This window comes from Gordonia araii NBRC 100433 (assembly GCF_000241265.1).
GTDB lineage: Bacteria > Actinomycetota > Actinomycetes > Mycobacteriales > Mycobacteriaceae > Gordonia > Gordonia araii.
The window spans coordinates 1-16,427 of record NZ_BAEE01000047.1; the positions used below are offsets into that span (position 1 = coordinate 1).

Genomic DNA, 16,427 nt, shown 5'->3' on the forward strand with positions numbered 1-16,427 from the left:
TTGGTGGTACTCGACCACCCGAACTAGTGGCGCTCGACCCCCCAGATTGGGTACTCGACCATCTAGTTGGTGGCTTTCGACCATCTAATTGGCGTGCGGTTTTGTTGGGTGATCGAGTGCCCGGGGAGCGGAGCGAGTCGGGCGTATCGAGATCAACTCGCCTACGGCACCAGGATTGCCCGGCCTACTACTTTGCCTGCCTTGAGGTCGTCGAAGGCTTGCTGCGGACCGTGCACTTTCGACGATAGGCCGCGAGCAGTGCCTAAGGTGGCCGACGCATGAGTAGGGACTTCTGGCTAATACGGTGAAGTCGTGGACATTCGACTGGTCGTCTCCGACATGGACGGCACGCTGCTCTTGGACGACGGAACTGTTCCCGACGAGTTCTGGCCTTTGCTGGACGAGATGACGGCCCGCGGCATCTCGTTCGTGCCGGCATCCGGACGTCAGTTGGCGACGTTGCGGCGGCTGTTCGAGGCGAGGAGTGCCGGGATGTCCTATATCGCGGAGAACGGCACCCTGGTCAGCAATGCCGGCCATATCGTGTCGATGACGACGGTGCCCGACGACTTCGCCCTCGACGTGGTGCGCGCGGTGCGAAACGCCGCGAGAGACGGTGCGAACCTCGGTGTCGTGGTGTGTAGGCGCGACGGGGCGGCGATCGAGCGCACGGACGGTTCGTTCGTCGCCGAATGTGCGAAGTACTACGTCGAGTTCGACGAAGTCGACGATCTTGATCCGTATTGCCGCGACGTTCTGAAACTCGCGGTATTCGACTTCGACGACGCGGCCTCGGCCGCGGCGCACTACTTCGCCGACCTAGACCAACAGGTCGTGGTGTCGGGCCGGCACTGGATCGACATCATGGCCAGTGGAGCCAACAAGGGCAATGGCGTGCGTGCTTTGCAGCGGGCGCTCGGCGTCGGTGCCGACCAGACCGCGGCGTTCGGCGACTACCTCAACGACGTCGAGATGCTAGCCGCGGCGGGACACACCTATGCGGTGGCAAACGCCCATCCGGACATCGTCAAGCAGGCACGACACCGGATACCGAGCAACGCCGATCGCGGCGTCTTGGCGGTGCTTCGGCAGTTCATCGATGCCGACGCCCCCGGGCGATAAGCCTGTCCCGCCGACAAAGCAACGCACCGAGGGGGCTGCCCTCGGTGCGTTGCGGAGTCTCTCAGGCCTAGTGGCTAATTGGCCGCGTCGTAGGCCTCGACGATGTGCCCCGGAATGCGGCCGCGATCGCTGACCGTGTAGCCGTTGGCGTTGGCCCAATCGCGGATCTTCTGGGTTTCCTGCTTGCCGCGGCCGCCGCTCTGCCTGCGTCCGCCGGAGCGGACCGAGCGGGAGACGCTGATGTACTTCGCGAGCGAATCGCGGAATTTGGCTGCGTTCGAGGGAGACGTGTCGAACTCGTACGACTTGCCGTCGACGCTGAACCGGACGGTTTCGTGCGACTCCAATTGCTTGCCGTCGAGATCGTCAAATACCTGGATCACGGCTTTCCGTGCCATTATCGTTCCCCTCTGTCGAGATTTTGCCGCACGATTTTCGTGCGACGCCTATAGCGAAGAACAATAACAGCAGTTCCTTAACAAAGTCTGGCAACCAACTGGGTGCTATGACGTCGGTGGTGCCGATGTTCTGCTTGTCCGGTCCTCGTCTGGCGCCGGACCCCGCAACGATCGCGGCGCTCGATCTACCGCTCGTATCTCGCGGAAGCCGTCCTTAGTGACGGCGAATCCCGAGCCCGCCGACTGCAGGCAGAACATTCCGTCGATCGAATTCAGGCATTTGAATCGGCCGACGGACAGCGTCTCTCCGAATGTCAGGATTGCCGAGCGCGTCATGACCGGATAGAGGTTCGAACACGCGCCGGCCGTCGCCCCGGCCGGGCCGAGGGTCACCATTCTCCGGTCCCATTTGCAGGTTTCCGGTGTGCCGCGCGGGGGAGCGGGCGGGCCTTCGACATTCTTGGATCTGCACGCCAGCGTTCCGGTTCCGTTGGCGCCCGTCGAGCATTGGACGCCTCTGTCGGGGCTGCTGAAATGGAAGCCACTGGTGGTCGTCAACGGCGAGCGCTGGGTCTTGGCCGCCCGATGGTGGCGCTCGGCATCCGCGCGCGGGGCGACGTTGATGATATGACCGAACGACCAGTCATCCCATTGGCCGCGTTCGCTGTCGCTCTCGGCTTCTTCCGACGGGTCCACGGAGGTAGTGGCCACCGAGGATTCTGTGGTCAGCGCGTCGGTTCCCGGGATGACGATGGTGCGAGATTCATCCGGTGTGGCCAGCTCGGATACCACGCTGCAACTGTTCAAGCAGGCCACGGCGGTCGTCGCCACGAGTGCGATCGCCACGGACCAGGCGACTCGCACCCGTCGCGGCGAGCCCTCGCGCCGTCCGTACCCTTGCATTTGTGGCAACTCCCAAGATTGTCCTGTTTTACGTCTTCGCTCCGCTGGCTGATCCGGAGGCCATCCGGTTGTGGCAGTACACGCTCGCATCGACGTCGAACCTGCGGGGCCGGATCATCATCTCGCCCCACGGTATCAATGCCACCGTCGGCGGGGACCTGCCCGACGTCAAACGTTACGTTCGCGGGACAAGGGAGTACCCCGCATTCAAGAACGCCGACGTGAAATGGTCCGACGGCACCGGCGACGACTTCCCGAAACTCTCGGTGAAAGTCCGGCCGGAGATCGTCACCTTCGGTGAGCCGTCGCGCGTGCGAGTAGACGACTCCGGCGTGGTCGGGGGCGGGGCCCACCTGAGTCCCGCCGGGGTGCACGAATTGGTGACGCGGCGCGGTGACGACGTTGTGTTTCTCGACGGCCGCAACGAGATCGAGGCGCAGATCGGCCGCTTTCGCGGCGCTGTGGTTCCGGCGGCGCAGACGACGCGTGATCTGTTACGACTGGTCGATTCGGGCGATTTCGACGAGTATCGCGAGCGCCCGGTCGTCACCTATTGCACGGGCGGAGTGCGGTGCGAGGTACTCAGCGCATTACTCGTCGATCGCGGATTCGCCGAGGTCTATCAGTTGGACGGCGGAATCGTCCGCTACGGGGAGGAGTTCGGCGACGAGGGGCTTTGGGAGGGCTCACTGTATGTCTTCGACGGGCGGATGAGTGTCGACTTCTCTGACAACCCCACCGTGATCGGCGAATGCGCGCGGTGCGGAAATCCGACGAAGAATGTCGCCAATTTTCCCGACGCCGACGGTCGTGACTTGCTCGTCGTCTGCGGTGAGTGTGCGCCGGAATGAGTACAGCGGCAGCGGCTGACGTGCCGGTGATCGTTCTTGCCGGCTTTCTCGGTGCGGGGAAGACGACGCTTCTCAACCATGTGCTGCGTCGCGCCGGCGACACGCGGCTCGGCGTGATCGTCAACGACTTCGGCATGGTGAACGTGGACGCCCTGCTGGTGGCGAGCCAGGTCGACGGCGTCGTCGGCTTTGGCAACGGATGCCTTTGCTGTGCAACGGATTCCGATGGATTCGAGGATGCGGTCTCCCGCTTGGCGCGGACCGATGTCGACGCCGTGCTGGTGGAGGCGTCGGGGATCGCGGAACCGCGCAGTCTGATCCGTCGAGTGGTCGCGATGGATGACTCCCTCGTCGCCTACGGCGGGCTGGTCTATGTGCTCGACGCGGCGGCTTTCGGTGACGGCGCGGCGGCCGAGGCGGCCGGTGGGCTCGGGTTCGACGCCGTGCTGCGACAGGCGCGCGACGCCGATCTCATCGTCGTCAACAAAGCCGATCTGGTCGGACCTGACGAGCTGGAGCTCATCGGGCGGCGGTTGGACGAGGTCAACGACACCGCGGCCCGTGTGATCACGGCTGAGGCGGCGATTGACCCGGGTCTGCTCGTCGACGCTCGGCCCCGAGCACGGTCCGCCGAGCCGCAGCAGCTCAGCCTCGACGCCCTGCTGCGCGACGAGGATGACGAACACCGGCCCGACGAGCACGGTCAAGCTCACGAGAACCATGACCATTTGCACGAGCGCTACCAGCAGCACACGTGGGAGCACGACGGTCCGGTGAATCCACGCGCGCTCGCGCTACTGCTCGAGCGTCCTCCGCGCGGGTGCTACCGGATCAAGGGTTGGGCGCACGTCGATTCGCAGGTCTACACCGGTGCCGTGGAGCTTTCGGCAGTCGGCGGCCGGATACGCGCGACGCGCACGGGGAGTCGGCCAGGTGCCCGGAACGTCGTCGTGCTCATCGGCGTCGACATGGCGTCGTCGCAGATCGAGGAGGCGTGTGCCCGCCTGGTCGAAATCGACCCCGACGACGAGTTCGGCGCGTTGAGTCTCCTGCGCTACGACCCCGTCTCCGTCGGGCCGGCCGATGATGCGGTCGAAACGGGTGGCGACTGACCGCCGACCGGTCCCGACCGCGCCGTGGTGACAGCCGTCACGGCACAGGTCACATCCTGCTAACAGATGGCTTCGCAGCTGGCGACCCGGTCTTGGCCGATGGTTCACTGTTACAGAAGTTACTAGTGTGACTAAAGGTGTTTACACCGGAGGGCAATCCACCATGCGTAAGACATTGACCGCTGTAGCAATGCTCGCCGCCGTCTCGGCGTCGATCGCGATGGCGCCGACCAGTCAGGCCGAGCCTCGGCCGACTCCGCGGCAGCCCGCGGCACCGGCACCGGCGACCCCAGGCGCCAAGCAGTTGTCCGGCAAGACCGTCTTCCTCGATCCCGGCCATCAGGGATCGTCGGCCGGGCACTCCCTGAACAAGCAGGTCCCCGACGGCCGTGGCGGCAAGAAGCCCTGCCAGACGACCGGGGCGACGGGGGTCAACGGGGTCAAGGAACATACGGTCAACTGGCAGATCGCCCAGTTGGTGAAGGGCGCGCTGGAGAGCCAGGGTGCCCGGGTCGTGCTCAGCAGGCAGAACGACACCGGCTGGGGCGGCTGCATCGACGAGCGGGCAGCCGCGGCCAACCGCTCCGGCGCCAACGTGGCCATCAGCATCCATGCCGACTCGTCGAGCAGGGGAGCCGACGCCGGCAAGAGCGGCTTTCACATGATCGTGCCGAAGCTCCCGATCCCCGACAAGAAGGCCGAGACCGCGCAGCGCGGCGAGGGACGCAAGGCCTCCAACGCGATGCGCGACGCCTTCAAGAAGGCGGGCTTCACCCCGGCCAACTATGTCGGTGCGGTCGACGGGATCCAGGAGCGCTCCGATATCGCCGGACCGAACACCACTCACGTCCCGCTCGTCTTCGTCGAGATGGGTAACCTCTCGAACCCGACCGAGGCCAAGCAACTGTCCGCTCACGACGGTCAGATGAAGTACGCCACCGCGATCACCGACGGTGCGCTGAACTACCTCACCGGATCGACGGCGGGCTCCGGCCTGCTGGGCGCGGCGCCGGACAACCAGTCCCCGTCGGCGCCCGACGGAGCCGGGCTGGCCGGCCTGCTGCCCGCGATCCAGGAGATGATGCGTTCCGGCGATCTGAGCGGAATCACCTCGTTCATGGTCGGCCCCGTCCAGGACGCCGGGTCGGAAATCCTCAAGGCGATGCTGAGCGTGGTGTACGGATTGTTCGGCGGCAAGCTGCCCATCTGACCGGTCCGGTTGCGGCGCCCCGCCGAGACGCGGGTCTCGTGCGGCTACGCTGTGTGGCATGAGTCTCAAAGATTTGTTCTACATGGCTCCGCCGGTGCGTTCGCTGCGGGGACGGAAAGTGCTGATCACCGGAGCTGCCAGCGGCATCGGCCGCGCCACCGCGCTGGCGTCGGCAGCCGAGGGGGCCGAGCTCGTCATCACCGACCTGCATCCGGAGCCGCTGGACGAAGTGGCCGCCGAGATCAACGCGGCCGGGGGCACGGTGCTCTATCACGAGGCCGGCGACGTGTCGGACTACGAGTGGGTCAGCAAGTTCGCGAAGAACGTCGATGCCGAGGTCGGCGTCATGGACGTCGTCATGAACATTGCCGGAATCTCCGCGTGGGGCACGGTAGAGAACCTCGAACACAAGCACTGGAAATCGATGGTGGATGTGAACCTGATGGGGCCCATTCACATCATCGAGAGCTTCGTCCCCCAGATGGTGGCCCGCGGCAACGGCGGCCAACTGGTGAACGTCTCGTCGGCGGCCGGGCTGCTGGCGCTGCCCTGGCACGCCGCCTACAGCGCGAGCAAGTTCGGGCTGCGCGGGGTGTCGGAGGTCCTGCGATTCGACCTGCGCCGCCACCGCATCGGCGTCAGTCTGGTCTGCCCGGGGGCGGTCGCCACTCCGCTGGTCAACACCGTCGACATCGTCGGCATCGACCGCGACAACGAAGAGGTAGCCGCGGCGATCGGCGGGTTCCACAAGATGGCCGCCTCCCCGGAGAAGGCGGCAGCGGCCATCCTCAAGGGTGTGAAGAAGAACCGCTTCATCGTCTACACCTCCTTCGACATCCGCTTCGGATACTGGTGGGCGCGCAAGTTCGCCTTCCCCTACGAAGTCGTCATGCGCGTCGCCAACGACCAGTTCACCCGGTTGGCGCGCAAGGCGCCGCCGAAGAAGAGCCCGGCCGGATCAGCCGGTCTTGCGGATCGCCTCGATGATCCTCGGCCGTAGCTCGGCCGCACTGATCACCGCGTCGGCCGAGCCGACCTGAACCGCACGCTCGATGTTGTGCACCGCGTCGAACTCGGCTGCGATCTCGGAGATCTTCTCGGCCCGGACCGCTGCGCGCAGGTCGTCGAGTTCGGCGGCCAGCGTCGCGCGGTCGGTACCGGTCGAGTCGGCGACGCGTGCCTCCAGCTCCTGCACGCGCGGGTCGGATGCCGTGCGGGCTCGAACCTCGCCGGCGAACACCACGGCGGCAGCAGGGGCGCCGCCGAGCACCGAGGCGTAGGAACCCTCGATGGCCAGCACGGTCATATTCGGGTTGAGGGCCTTGGAGAAGACCACGAACGCGCCGCCGTGATACCGCGAGATCACGCAGAACACGATCGGTCCGTCGAAGTTCACGATGGCCCGCCCGATCTCCGCGCCGTACTCCAGTTGCAGCTTGCGCATCGATTCCGGTGAGCCGTCGAATCCCGACAGGTTCGCCAGCACGACGACCGGCCGGTTGCCGCTGGCGGCGTTGATCGCCCGGGCCGCCTTCTTCGACGACAGCGGGAACAGGGTGCCGGCGGTGAACGTGTCCGGCCCGTCGGTCGGCAGGAAACCGCGCCGGGGGACCGGCTTGGACTCGATGCCGATCAGGCAAACCGGTGTCCCGCCCAAGTGCGTGTCGGCCACGACGGTGTTCTCCGCGTCGGCCATGGCGGCCCATCGTTCGAGGATCGCGTGATCCTGGTCGGCGACCGCGCGCATGACGGAACGGATGTCGAACGGCTTCTTCCGATCAGGATTCTTCTCGGCGGAGAAGATCTCGCCGACGGTGGCGAAATCGCTGCCCTCGGCCGTGTGCGGGAAATCGGAGATGTCCCGGTCGATCGGGTCGGCCGACTCCGCGGTACGCGGTCCGTCCTCGCCGGGAGCCACGTAGGTGTGCTCGTAGTAGTTCATCAGGATGTCGCGCGCGGCGGGCAGATCCGGCGCCCAGTACTGGGCCTGGCCGTTCGGACCCATCACGCGGTCGAAACCGCCGATGCCGTAGTTGTCCTCCGCCGAGACACCGCCGGAGAAGTCGAGCGCCTGCTTGCCGGTGAGGACCATCGCCGAATCCGGGGTCATCACCAGGATGCCCTTCGTGTGCATCATCATGGTGGCCTCGGCATTCCAGTAGGCCTGCCCGCCGACGTTGATGCCGGTGACCACGATGTTGATCTCGTTGCCGTCTTGGGTGAACTCGACGATGCGCTTGAGCGCGGCCGCCACCCAGTCCAGGTTCTCGGTGCCCGAATCCATCTCGACGGCGGCACCCGACGACAGGGCGTACCACTCCAGGGGGACCTCCATCTTCTCGGCGAGGTCCATCGCCGCGATGATGCGGCGACACTCCGGCTCGGCAAGGGATCCGAGGGACTTTGTCGGGTCGCCGAGCGCGATCACCCTGGTGATGCCTTCCGGATACTTCTCGGAAGCGGTCGTGATGGTGCCGACGACGAGCGCGGCGGTGTTGCGGCCCTTGGGGCGGTCGACGGGGACGAGGACGTTCGACTCGTCGAGGTCGTACTCGGTGAAGTCGCCGAGTAGTTCGGTCAGTTCGTAGGGGTACACCGTCCCCCGGCTGCGCGCGCGCAGCACTTTCTGCCGGTACTCGTCGAGCGGCTCGACCGGGTCGTCGGACGGGTCGCCGACGGTGATGTGGGTCTTCCCGGCCGCGTCGGTCGTGACGTGTGCGGCGATCTTGCGCAGCTCGCCGGTCTCCTTGTCGCGCTGGCGGCCGATGAGCAGGATCTCTTCGAGGCCCACCCCTTCGGTGGAGACCGAGTTGTCCAGCGTGTGCTCGACGACGTACCGGAACTGCTCCTGCGACACGTCGATCGGCGGCCAGATGTACATGACGATCCGGTTGGTGCTGAACCGCTTGGCGCGCGGCCGCTGCGCCTGCGCCCGACGAATCGAGTCGACGCAGGTGGCGAAGTTCGTCTCCGCCGTCGGCAGCGTCAACAGCCGGCCGTCCTCCTCGACCGCGGTCAGGTCGCGGATCTGGGTGAAGGCGACGAGACGGTCGTCGGCGGGATTCGTCTTCGCCGCGCACTGGTAGAGGTACACCTCTTCATCCGACGACGGCAGGCGGGTGAGGTCGAATTTGCGCCAGCGCTCCATCTGCATGCGCTGCGCGATGTAGGGGTGCAGGCCGCGGATGAGGCGGTCCTCGGTCAGTCCGGTGGACGAGGGGCGGAAGGTGAAGTGGTGGTGCATCGACTCGCTGTCGGCCGCGGCCACGGTGATGGTCACGCGGTGCACCTGCTTCGGCAGCATGCGGGTGCTCGCCACATCGTGGAGCACGGCCGCCATCTCGTCGTACCCGCTCGGCTGATCGGCCCAGCTCACGTAGATGTCCGCGTCGATCGACGCGCTGCCCTCGCCGAGTTCGGCCAGACCGCTGATCGCGGTATCCAGGTCGGTGAAGTCGGTCGCCGCCGAAACCAGTAGTGAACCGTCTCGCTCGGCGGTGACGAAGGTGCTGTCACCGGCTCGTCGGCTCTGGACCGCGGTCAGGCCCTTGTTGCCGTAGTAGCGGCGGGTGAGCACTTCGAGCATGACGGAGTTGTCGAGGCCCTCGGCCAGGCGCTGTCCGAGCAGGCTGACCAGCGGCTCGGTACTGCCGACCATGGCCGAGATTCGCTCGGCCCGGTCGGGTGCGTCGGGATTGTCATCCAGGTAGGCCTGATGTTCGCGCACGTCGGCGTAGACGCGCTCGCGCGTGGTGCGCAGGCGTGGCCGCCCGAACCAGTTGTGCAGGACGCCGCGGGCGAGATCGGACAGGGCGGGGAAGCGCACCTGGGTCGCGGACACGAGGCGTTCGAGGGCCGAGCCGACGGGGTCGCGCAGCTCCGGTGCCGGGATCGGCTCGCGCAGCCACAGTCGCAGCAGCGCCGAGATCAACGGTGCGGTCTCCTCTTGGCGCTGCAACGCCAGGAAGGCCCGGAACACGGCGCCTTCCAGATCGCCGGTGCGTTCGAGGTCGGTGATCCCGTAGTGGCCCAGCGCGTAGGACAGCCGCGTCTGGAAGCTGTCGGGCAGGCCCGCGACCTCCACGTCGAGGCTCTGCAGGTAGGTGTGGAAGTGCTCGCGGGCACTGTGGACGCGCTCGTCGAAGACGGCGTCGTCCCTCGGCCTGATCCGCGCCAGCTCGGCGAGGTCGGCGAACACGTCGATGAGGTCGGCCTCCTCGGCGAGGGGCGGGCCGCTGCGGGCCACGACCGCGGCGCGCGTCTCCAAGTACTCGTCGAGCAGGCGACGGTTCTCGTCGGGGTTCACATCGAAGCCCAGCAGCAGGCTGCGCAGCTCCTCCCGATCCTGATCGGCACGCTCGGCCGGGTCGACGTCGGTCGGTGCCTCGGGCAGGTCGAGCACGACGAGGGCATCCGAACCCTGCGCCTCCTCGGCGTCGTCCTCGAGCGGTTCCAGCCGCAGCATCGGGGCGCCCGCCTCGACCTGGGCGCCGACGATCACTTCGCATTCTTTGAGGCGGGCCTTGAACGGCGCACGCAGCACGGTCTCCATCTTCATGCTCTCCAGCACGAGGATGGGGTCGCCGGCGTTGACCTCCTGGCCGACCTCCAGCGGGGTCGCGATGACCAGCGCGGGTGCCGGGGAGCGCACGATGCCGCCCTCGTCGCGGCTCACGCGGTGGGTCACCCCGTCCACGTCGACGAGGGAGATCGGGCCGTGCGTGTCGGCCAGGACCCGGTAGCGCGTGCCGTTGACCGTGATCTGCGCGGCGTACGAATCGAAGCGCTCCAGCTCGACGTCGGCGGTACGAACATCGCCGCCGGCCTCGATGACCACGCGGAACTGATGTCCGCCGATGCGGGCGACCCGCACCCGGTAGGTCGCGCCGCGGAGCTTGAAGTCCAGCGGGCGACCACTCTCGTGGTGGACCTGCGGCCGGCCGCCCGTCGCGGTGGCGAGCAGACGGCTCAGCTCTGCTGCCTCGGCCTCTTCGTAGGCGGCGATGGCCGCCACCGCCAGCGCGATCGAGGAGTGCTCGTGGGAGACCAGCCGGCCCTCGCCGCGCACCCGGTCGATCCAGCCGGTGTCGGCGCTGCCGTCGATCACCTCGGGCTGGTTGAGCAGGTCGATGATGAAGCTGCTGTTGGTCGCGCCGCCCTCGATGACCACACCCGTCCGCGACATCGCCCTGCGCAGTCGGCCGAGTGCCTCGTCGCGGGTGCTGCCGTAGGCGATGATCTTGGCGATCATCGAATCGAAGTCGGCGGGAATCGTGTCGCCTTCGCTTACGCCGGTGTCGACGCGGACTCCCGGACCGGTCGGCAGGTCGAGCCGGGCGATGTAGCCGGGGGACGGGGCGAAGTCGCGGTCGGGGTCCTCGGCGTTGAGCCGCGCCTCGACGGCATGACCGCGCTCGACGGGGCGCTCGCCGGTCAGCGTGCCGCCGTCGGCGACGTGCAGCTGGGCGCGCACCAGATCGAAGCTGTTGGTCACCTCGGTGATCGGGTGCTCCACCTGCAGGCGCGTGTTGACTTCGAGGAAGGCGAACAGCTTCTCACCCGGGTGGTAGAGGAACTCGACGGTGGCCGCACCGCGGTAGCCGACGGCCACGGCGAGTCGCTCCGCGGAAGCCTTGACGTCGTCGATCTCGACCGGGCTGAGCACCGGCGACGCGGACTCCTCGATGACCTTCTGGTTGCGCCGCTGGACCGAACAGTCGCGGACGCCGAGCGCCCACGCCGTCTCCCCGTCGGAGATCACCTGGACCTCGACGTGACGGGCCCCGGTCACCAGGCGCTCGAGGAAGACCACGCCGCTGCCGAAGGCGCGTTCGGCCTCGTCGCGGGTGCGCTGATAGGCGTCGACGAGGTCGGCCTCGTTGTCGACCCGCCGGATACCGCGCCCGCCGCCGCCCGCGGTGGCCTTGAGCATCAGCGGGTAGCCGATCTTCTCGGCGGCCTCGACGGCCTCCTCCTGGGTACGCACCTCGCCGCCGCTCCACGGAGCGACCGGCACGCCGACCTCCTCGGCGATCAGTTTGGCGCCGATCTTGTCGCCGAGCCGGCGCATCGCCTCGGGCGACGGTCCGATGAAGGTGACGCCGACGCGCTCGCACAACTCGGCGAACGCGGGATCCTCGGCGACGAATCCCCAGCCGACCCATGCAGCGTCGGCCTCGGTCTCACGCAGTGCTTGTTTCAGCAGCTCCAAGTTCAGGTAGGGCCGCGCGGCCGCGGGGCCGAGGTCGTATGCCAGGTCCGCCTCGCGAACGAATGTGGCGGTGCGGTCGACGTCGGTGTACAGGGCGACGGTCTGCACCTGCTGCCCGGTCTCGGCGTTGAGATCCCGAACGGCGTTGATCAGCCGCATGGCGGCTTCACCCCGATTGACTATGGCGATGCGGCGAAACATTCGGTCTCTCTGCGTTGGGCCATCCTCGGATGGCATGGGCGGATGCTCGGCTAGTGCCGTCCTTGGCTGACCGGACTTGGGCACGCGAAGCAGTTCGGGGATTCCCCCGAACCGGTTGCTTCATCGTAGGGAGTATTGCGCATCGGGGGTATGCCTACTCTCACGTAACCTTTTGCAACGTGACGAAGACAACTGTCTACTCGCGAGTACTGGTGGTTTCGGCGACGCGCGCCGAGGCCGCACACGTGCCGACGGGCACGCGATTGCTGGGTACCGGGCTCGGAAAGGTGACCGCGGCGATGTCGCTGGCCAGGGTCTTGACCCAGGCCCAGCACGGCGTGGTGGCACCGGTCTCGGCGATCGTGAACATCGGGACCGCGGGCGCGCTGCACGACCGGCACGCCGGCCTATTCGTGCCGTCGCGGGTCACCGAGCACGATCTCGACGCCGACGTCTTGCGCGATCTCGGCTATCCGACGGCGTCGTCGTGGGAGATTCCCGACGGCGACGGCACGGTTCTGGCGACGGGCGACAGCTTCATCAGCGACTCGTCGCGGCGCGCCCAGCTGGCTCGGATCGCCGATCTCGTCGACATGGAGGGGGCGGCGGTTGCCCGCGTGGCCGCCGAGTTCGGTGTTCCGCTGCGGCTGGTGAAGGTCGTCAGTGACACCGCCGATGAGACCGCGGTGGACTGGCCGGAACGCGTCGACGCGGCGGCGCGCCGATTGGGGGAGTGGCTGCGCGAGACGGATCTCGGCTGATCGAGCGCCGTCAGAACCCGTCGTCGTCGAGCGGCGGCGGCGCGGCGCGGCGCCGGCCCGGCCGAGGCTGGACAGCACCGGGCGGCGGGGGCGGGCCCGACGGCTTGGCCGGATGAACCGCCGGCTCGCCGGGACGGGCCGATCGGTCGATTCGCACCCCGTGTGCTGCCGCGCCGGCGGTCATGCGCTGCTGGCGGGGCTGCACCGCGGGCTGGCCGGTCGGCGAGGGGCGACGGCCGTGTCCGCTCGGGACCACCGCGGGTGCGGCACGACCGCGGGGGTCGGGCTGCCTGCCCTGCTGGCGCTGGGCCTCGGCGGCGGCCCGGCTCGCGCGTGCCGCCGCGGATTCGGGGCGGGGCTGGGCCGGAGTCCGTCCGGGCTTCGATTCGCGATCGGCGGTCGCCTGACGCTTCTCGGAAGACTTCGTCGCCGCCTGCTCGGCACGGGCGGCCCGGTAGCGGCGCCACCGAACCACCACGACCGTGAGTCCGGCGAGGAACGTGAAGAGAATGATGGGGAAGTCGTTGGAGAACGCGAAGATCTGCTTGATCAGGAGCGAGTTGAGATCGGGAACGTTGGCGCTGGTGACCAGCCCCTTGATCTTCACCCCGACGACCCGCGCCACGATCAGACCGACGGCGATCAGCGGAGGCTGAACCGCCGCGGTGAAAAGCCCGCGGTTACGGACCGCCAGCGCGGCCAGCAGGCACCCCAACGCGAAGCCGATCTGGCGGGCGTGGATGCCTTCGGACAGATTGAACAGACGCGCCGTCGCCGAGTCGAGAGCTATGCCGAGCAGGGAGAATCCGAACGCGATGACGACCGCGCCCCACCACGGCACACCGCGGCGGCTCGCGACAGCGGACTGTTCGGCGAGCGGCACGTCGGGGCCGGATTCCAGGAAACGCACGGTTCAACGGTACCGGGTCGAGCTGTGATTGCCGGTAACCGAAAGCGCGCGTGGGTGTCGAGCGTCACCCGCGGGGCGACGAGGAGGAGGTCGTTTGCCGGATTTCGGCGGTGACCAAGCGTGGCTGCCCGGTCGATTCGCCTGAACCGAATGCCTCCAGTTCACTCAGCTTGCGAGCCGTGACCCCCAGGCGCGTCTCGACCGTGCCGACCGTGGCGTTGTACTCGTCGACCGCTTTGCCGAGGCTGGCGCCGAGGCGATCGAACCGGGTGAGCACACCGCCCAGCCGGCCGGACAGCTCCTTGCCCAGCGCGTGGATTGCCCGTGCCTCGTCGGTGATCGACTGCTGTTGCCACCCCAGCGCGGCGGTGCGCAGCAGGGCGATCAGCGAGGAAGGCGTCGCGAGGACGACGTTGCGGGTGAACGCGTATTCGTAGATCTGCGGATCGCTGCGGGCGGCCGCTTCCAGAATCGGGTCGCTGGGCAGGAACAGCACGACCATCTCCGGGCTGGTCTCGAACGCTGCCCAATACGACTTGGCGGCGAGCGCGGCGATGTGCGAGCGCACGGACCGGGCATGGTCGGCCAGTAGCTGGTCCTGGTCGGCGGAGTCGGCGGCGACGGCGTCGAGATAGGCGTGCAACGGCACCTTCGCGTCGACGACGAGATGACGCTCCCCGGCCAGATGGACGACCAGGTCCGGGCGCACCGAGTTCTCCCCGGCTGACGTGGATCCGCCGCCGCGACCGGACGGTTCGGTTTGGGGAGCGCTCGCGCGTACCTGGGTCGAGAAGTCGCAGTGCTTGGTCATGCCGGCTAGTTCGACCACCCGCTCGAGCTGCATCTCGCCCCATCGGCCGCGCAGATGGGGTGTGTGAAGGGCATTGGTGAGCGCCTGGGTCTGCATCCCCAGCCGGTGCGAAGCGTGTTGCATGTCGCGGACCTGCTCGCTCAGGCCGGCGTAGGCGCCGATCCGGTCGCGCTCGGTCCGCTGCACCTGTTCGGCGAGGCGGTGCAACGACTCGTGAAGCGGGCCGACGATGTGGTGGACCGAACTTCCGATCGCCGCCGATTGCCGCCGTGCCGCGTCCTCGCTGGCCGACGCCAGCGCGCGGGAGGCGAGGTCAGCCGATTCCCGAACCGCGCGAGCCTCGGCCCGCGCCGCCGCGAGGGCGGGCGCGGTCAGTGAGGCGTGCACGCTCCATCCGACGGCGAGACCGGCGGCCAACGCCGCCAACACGAGTACGACGACCATGGGAGTAGCCATGGCGTCATCGTCGCAGAGGGGTGTGACAAATCAGGGCGCCGTCGCGTTGATCTCGGTGAGGAAGGCGGCGAACTTGTCGTTGACGGCTTGCCAGGGTGACATCGTTGTCGGCGGCGGCCCGCCGTGCCAGAGCCTTCGACTTGTCGATGTCCGCAGGCGTATCTACAGTTGATAGCGGTAGCTGGGAGTGAAACAGTCTCCCGGAGCGCCGATTCGGAAGGCCCACGCATATCGCGTGGGCCTTCGTGTGTCAGGGCTCAAAACAATAATCGGGACATGCTGCTGGCCTACATCGACGAAGTCGGCGAGCCCGGGGCTTTCGTCGCACGAGACCACGCGAGATACAACACGAGCCCGGCGTTCGGGTATGCCGGCTTTGTCTTACCCGTCGACGTCGCCAGACCGTTCGGCCGTGAGTTCACCGAAGCAAAGCGGCGAGTGTTCCGCACAGAGATCGAGGCGGCAGAGCACCCTGGGCGTTGGGAACGTAAGGGGTCGAGCATCTTCCGTCCCCACGCGCTCGATAAGTACCCGCAGCAAATCCGAGTATTCAACGGACTGGTGAAGCAACTGCGCGAGATGGGTGGCCGGCTCTTCTACTACGTTGACGAGCAGCCACTTGGAACGCCGAGGCAGACCGAGCTAGACGTCAATGACCGGGAGACTGCGGCGATGCGGGAGACGTTGAATCGGCTGGCCAGGCACGCGGACGACAAGTCATCGAACGTGCTGGTCATGATCGACCAGGTGAACGAGAAGCAGCGCGCGCAGCGGCTACCGATCATGTATGCCCACATCTTGGGGCGCGCGAACGACCACTCGGAGATGAATCGGATCATCGAGCCCCCAATGCATGTCGATAGCGTCCTCAGCTCGAATATTCAGTTCGCGGACTGGATTGCCGCGTGCGTGTCTCGTGCAGTGGAATATCAGCTGACTGCTGACTCGCCCTATCGATGGGTCACGACCTGCAAGGAGCTCAAGTCGGTCCGTGGCGCTTTCACCCATGAGTCCAAGCTCCACTTCTGGTCAAGGGCGCTCCCAGACCTGAACCACTCGGAGATCCTGAAGCCCTCGCGGGTCCTGTTCCCCGAGGCCGCCGGTCACCTGATCGGAGCCGCCGCAGATCCAGCGGTGTTCCGAGTCACAGGCGTCACTTTCTGCGACGAGGACGAGGAGGGTTGAAGAGGGCGACGTAGTCGCCCTCTTGCATGGCCGACGGTGCACCGCTGAGGTCCGCCGGCGGGCCGCCACTTTCGAGGGTCTGGATGAGGAGGTCTTTGAAACCCTCCGGCGTTAGCGACTTAACGAACTCCTCGTCTTTGAGGTCGACATCGGGGTCGGTGAGCAGGTAACGGCGGTTGGGGTCGGCCTTCATGGCGGGCCATCCTCTCGGGTTGATCGGTGCTCGCCTTGTAGAGAGCCGAGCAACTTATCTCGCCCGTCGGACATTCGGTCAGCTTGGCCTTGTTGAGCGCGTT

13 protein-coding genes are annotated in these 16,427 nt (G+C 67.1%); 7 read left to right on the forward strand and 6 right to left on the reverse strand.

Annotation, left to right across the window (positions count from 1 at the left end; genetic code table 11):
• The first annotated feature begins 312 nt into the window (after positions 1–312).
• Positions 313–1,122: a Cof-type HAD-IIB family hydrolase gene (locus GOARA_RS08040; RefSeq protein ID WP_007321842.1), complete on the forward strand. Its 810-nt coding sequence runs from the start codon at positions 313–315 to the stop codon at positions 1,120–1,122.
• 74 nt (positions 1,123–1,196) lie between these two features.
• Here GOARA_RS08040 and GOARA_RS08045 read toward each other — a convergent pair whose 3' ends face one another.
• Together GOARA_RS08045 and GOARA_RS08050 are read right to left on the reverse strand one after the other, a co-directional pair.
• The gene (locus GOARA_RS08045) at positions 1,197–1,520 is read right to left on the reverse strand and encodes a histone-like nucleoid-structuring protein Lsr2 (protein WP_007321843.1); all 324 of its coding nucleotides are present in this window, start codon (positions 1,518–1,520) and stop codon (positions 1,197–1,199) included.
• Positions 1,521–1,625: 105 nt separating this feature from the next.
• On the reverse strand, positions 1,626–2,366 hold the full coding sequence (locus tag GOARA_RS08050) for a hypothetical protein (RefSeq protein ID WP_138947602.1): 741 nt from the start codon (positions 2,364–2,366) through the stop codon (positions 1,626–1,628).
• Between the two features lie 59 nt (positions 2,367–2,425).
• Here GOARA_RS08050 and trhO point away from each other — a divergent pair, with 59 nt between their 5' ends.
• The 4 genes from trhO to GOARA_RS08070 all read left to right on the forward strand — a co-directional run bounded on the left by trhO (position 2,426) and on the right by GOARA_RS08070 (position 6,596).
• Positions 2,426–3,274, forward strand: a complete 849-nt coding sequence (gene trhO, locus GOARA_RS08055) for an oxygen-dependent tRNA uridine(34) hydroxylase TrhO (RefSeq protein ID WP_007321845.1) — start codon at positions 2,426–2,428, stop codon at positions 3,272–3,274.
• Positions 3,271–4,386 (forward strand): CobW family GTP-binding protein, encoded by a 1,116-nt coding sequence (locus tag GOARA_RS08060; RefSeq protein ID WP_007321846.1) that lies wholly within the window; start codon positions 3,271–3,273, stop codon positions 4,384–4,386. Before trhO ends, GOARA_RS08060 begins: the two co-directional genes overlap by 4 nt.
• Before the next feature lie 163 nt (positions 4,387–4,549).
• Positions 4,550–5,596, forward strand: a complete 1,047-nt coding sequence (locus GOARA_RS08065) for an N-acetylmuramoyl-L-alanine amidase family protein (RefSeq protein ID WP_083834821.1) — start codon at positions 4,550–4,552, stop codon at positions 5,594–5,596.
• Positions 5,597–5,654: 58 nt separating this feature from the next.
• On the forward strand, positions 5,655–6,596 hold the full coding sequence (locus GOARA_RS08070; RefSeq protein WP_007321848.1) for an SDR family oxidoreductase: 942 nt from the start codon (positions 5,655–5,657) through the stop codon (positions 6,594–6,596).
• Here GOARA_RS08070 and GOARA_RS08075 read toward each other — a convergent pair.
• Positions 6,555–12,008, reverse strand: a complete 5,454-nt coding sequence (locus tag GOARA_RS08075) for an ATP-binding protein (protein ID WP_007321849.1) — start codon at positions 12,006–12,008, stop codon at positions 6,555–6,557. The two genes, GOARA_RS08070 and GOARA_RS08075, sit on opposite strands and share 42 nt — an antisense overlap.
• Positions 12,009–12,187: 179 nt before the next feature.
• Between GOARA_RS08075 and GOARA_RS08080 the strand changes: the two genes are divergently transcribed.
• Complete coding sequence (locus GOARA_RS08080; RefSeq protein ID WP_040522277.1) at positions 12,188–12,769, forward strand: nucleosidase; 582 nt, start codon at positions 12,188–12,190, stop codon at positions 12,767–12,769.
• Between the two features lie 10 nt (positions 12,770–12,779).
• Here the strand turns inward: GOARA_RS08080 and GOARA_RS08085 are convergent, their stop codons facing one another.
• A complete protein-coding gene (locus tag GOARA_RS08085; protein ID WP_007321851.1) occupies positions 12,780–13,679 on the reverse strand; it encodes a DUF6542 domain-containing protein in 900 nt (299 codons plus the stop codon).
• Positions 13,680–13,743: 64 nt separating this feature from the next.
• Complete coding sequence (locus tag GOARA_RS08090) at positions 13,744–14,946, reverse strand: DNA recombination protein RmuC (protein WP_007321852.1); 1,203 nt, start codon at positions 14,944–14,946, stop codon at positions 13,744–13,746.
• Between the two features lie 276 nt (positions 14,947–15,222).
• Here GOARA_RS08090 and GOARA_RS08095 point away from each other — a divergent pair, with 276 nt between their 5' ends.
• The gene (locus GOARA_RS08095; protein WP_007321853.1) at positions 15,223–16,131 is read left to right on the forward strand and encodes a DUF3800 domain-containing protein; all 909 of its coding nucleotides are present in this window, start codon (positions 15,223–15,225) and stop codon (positions 16,129–16,131) included.
• On the opposite strand, the gene GOARA_RS08100 is transcribed toward GOARA_RS08095, so the two are convergent.
• On the reverse strand, positions 16,100–16,324 hold the full coding sequence (locus GOARA_RS08100) for a hypothetical protein (protein ID WP_007321854.1): 225 nt from the start codon (positions 16,322–16,324) through the stop codon (positions 16,100–16,102). The genes GOARA_RS08095 and GOARA_RS08100 overlap by 32 nt on opposite strands.
• Positions 16,325–16,427: the final 103 nt, after the last annotated feature.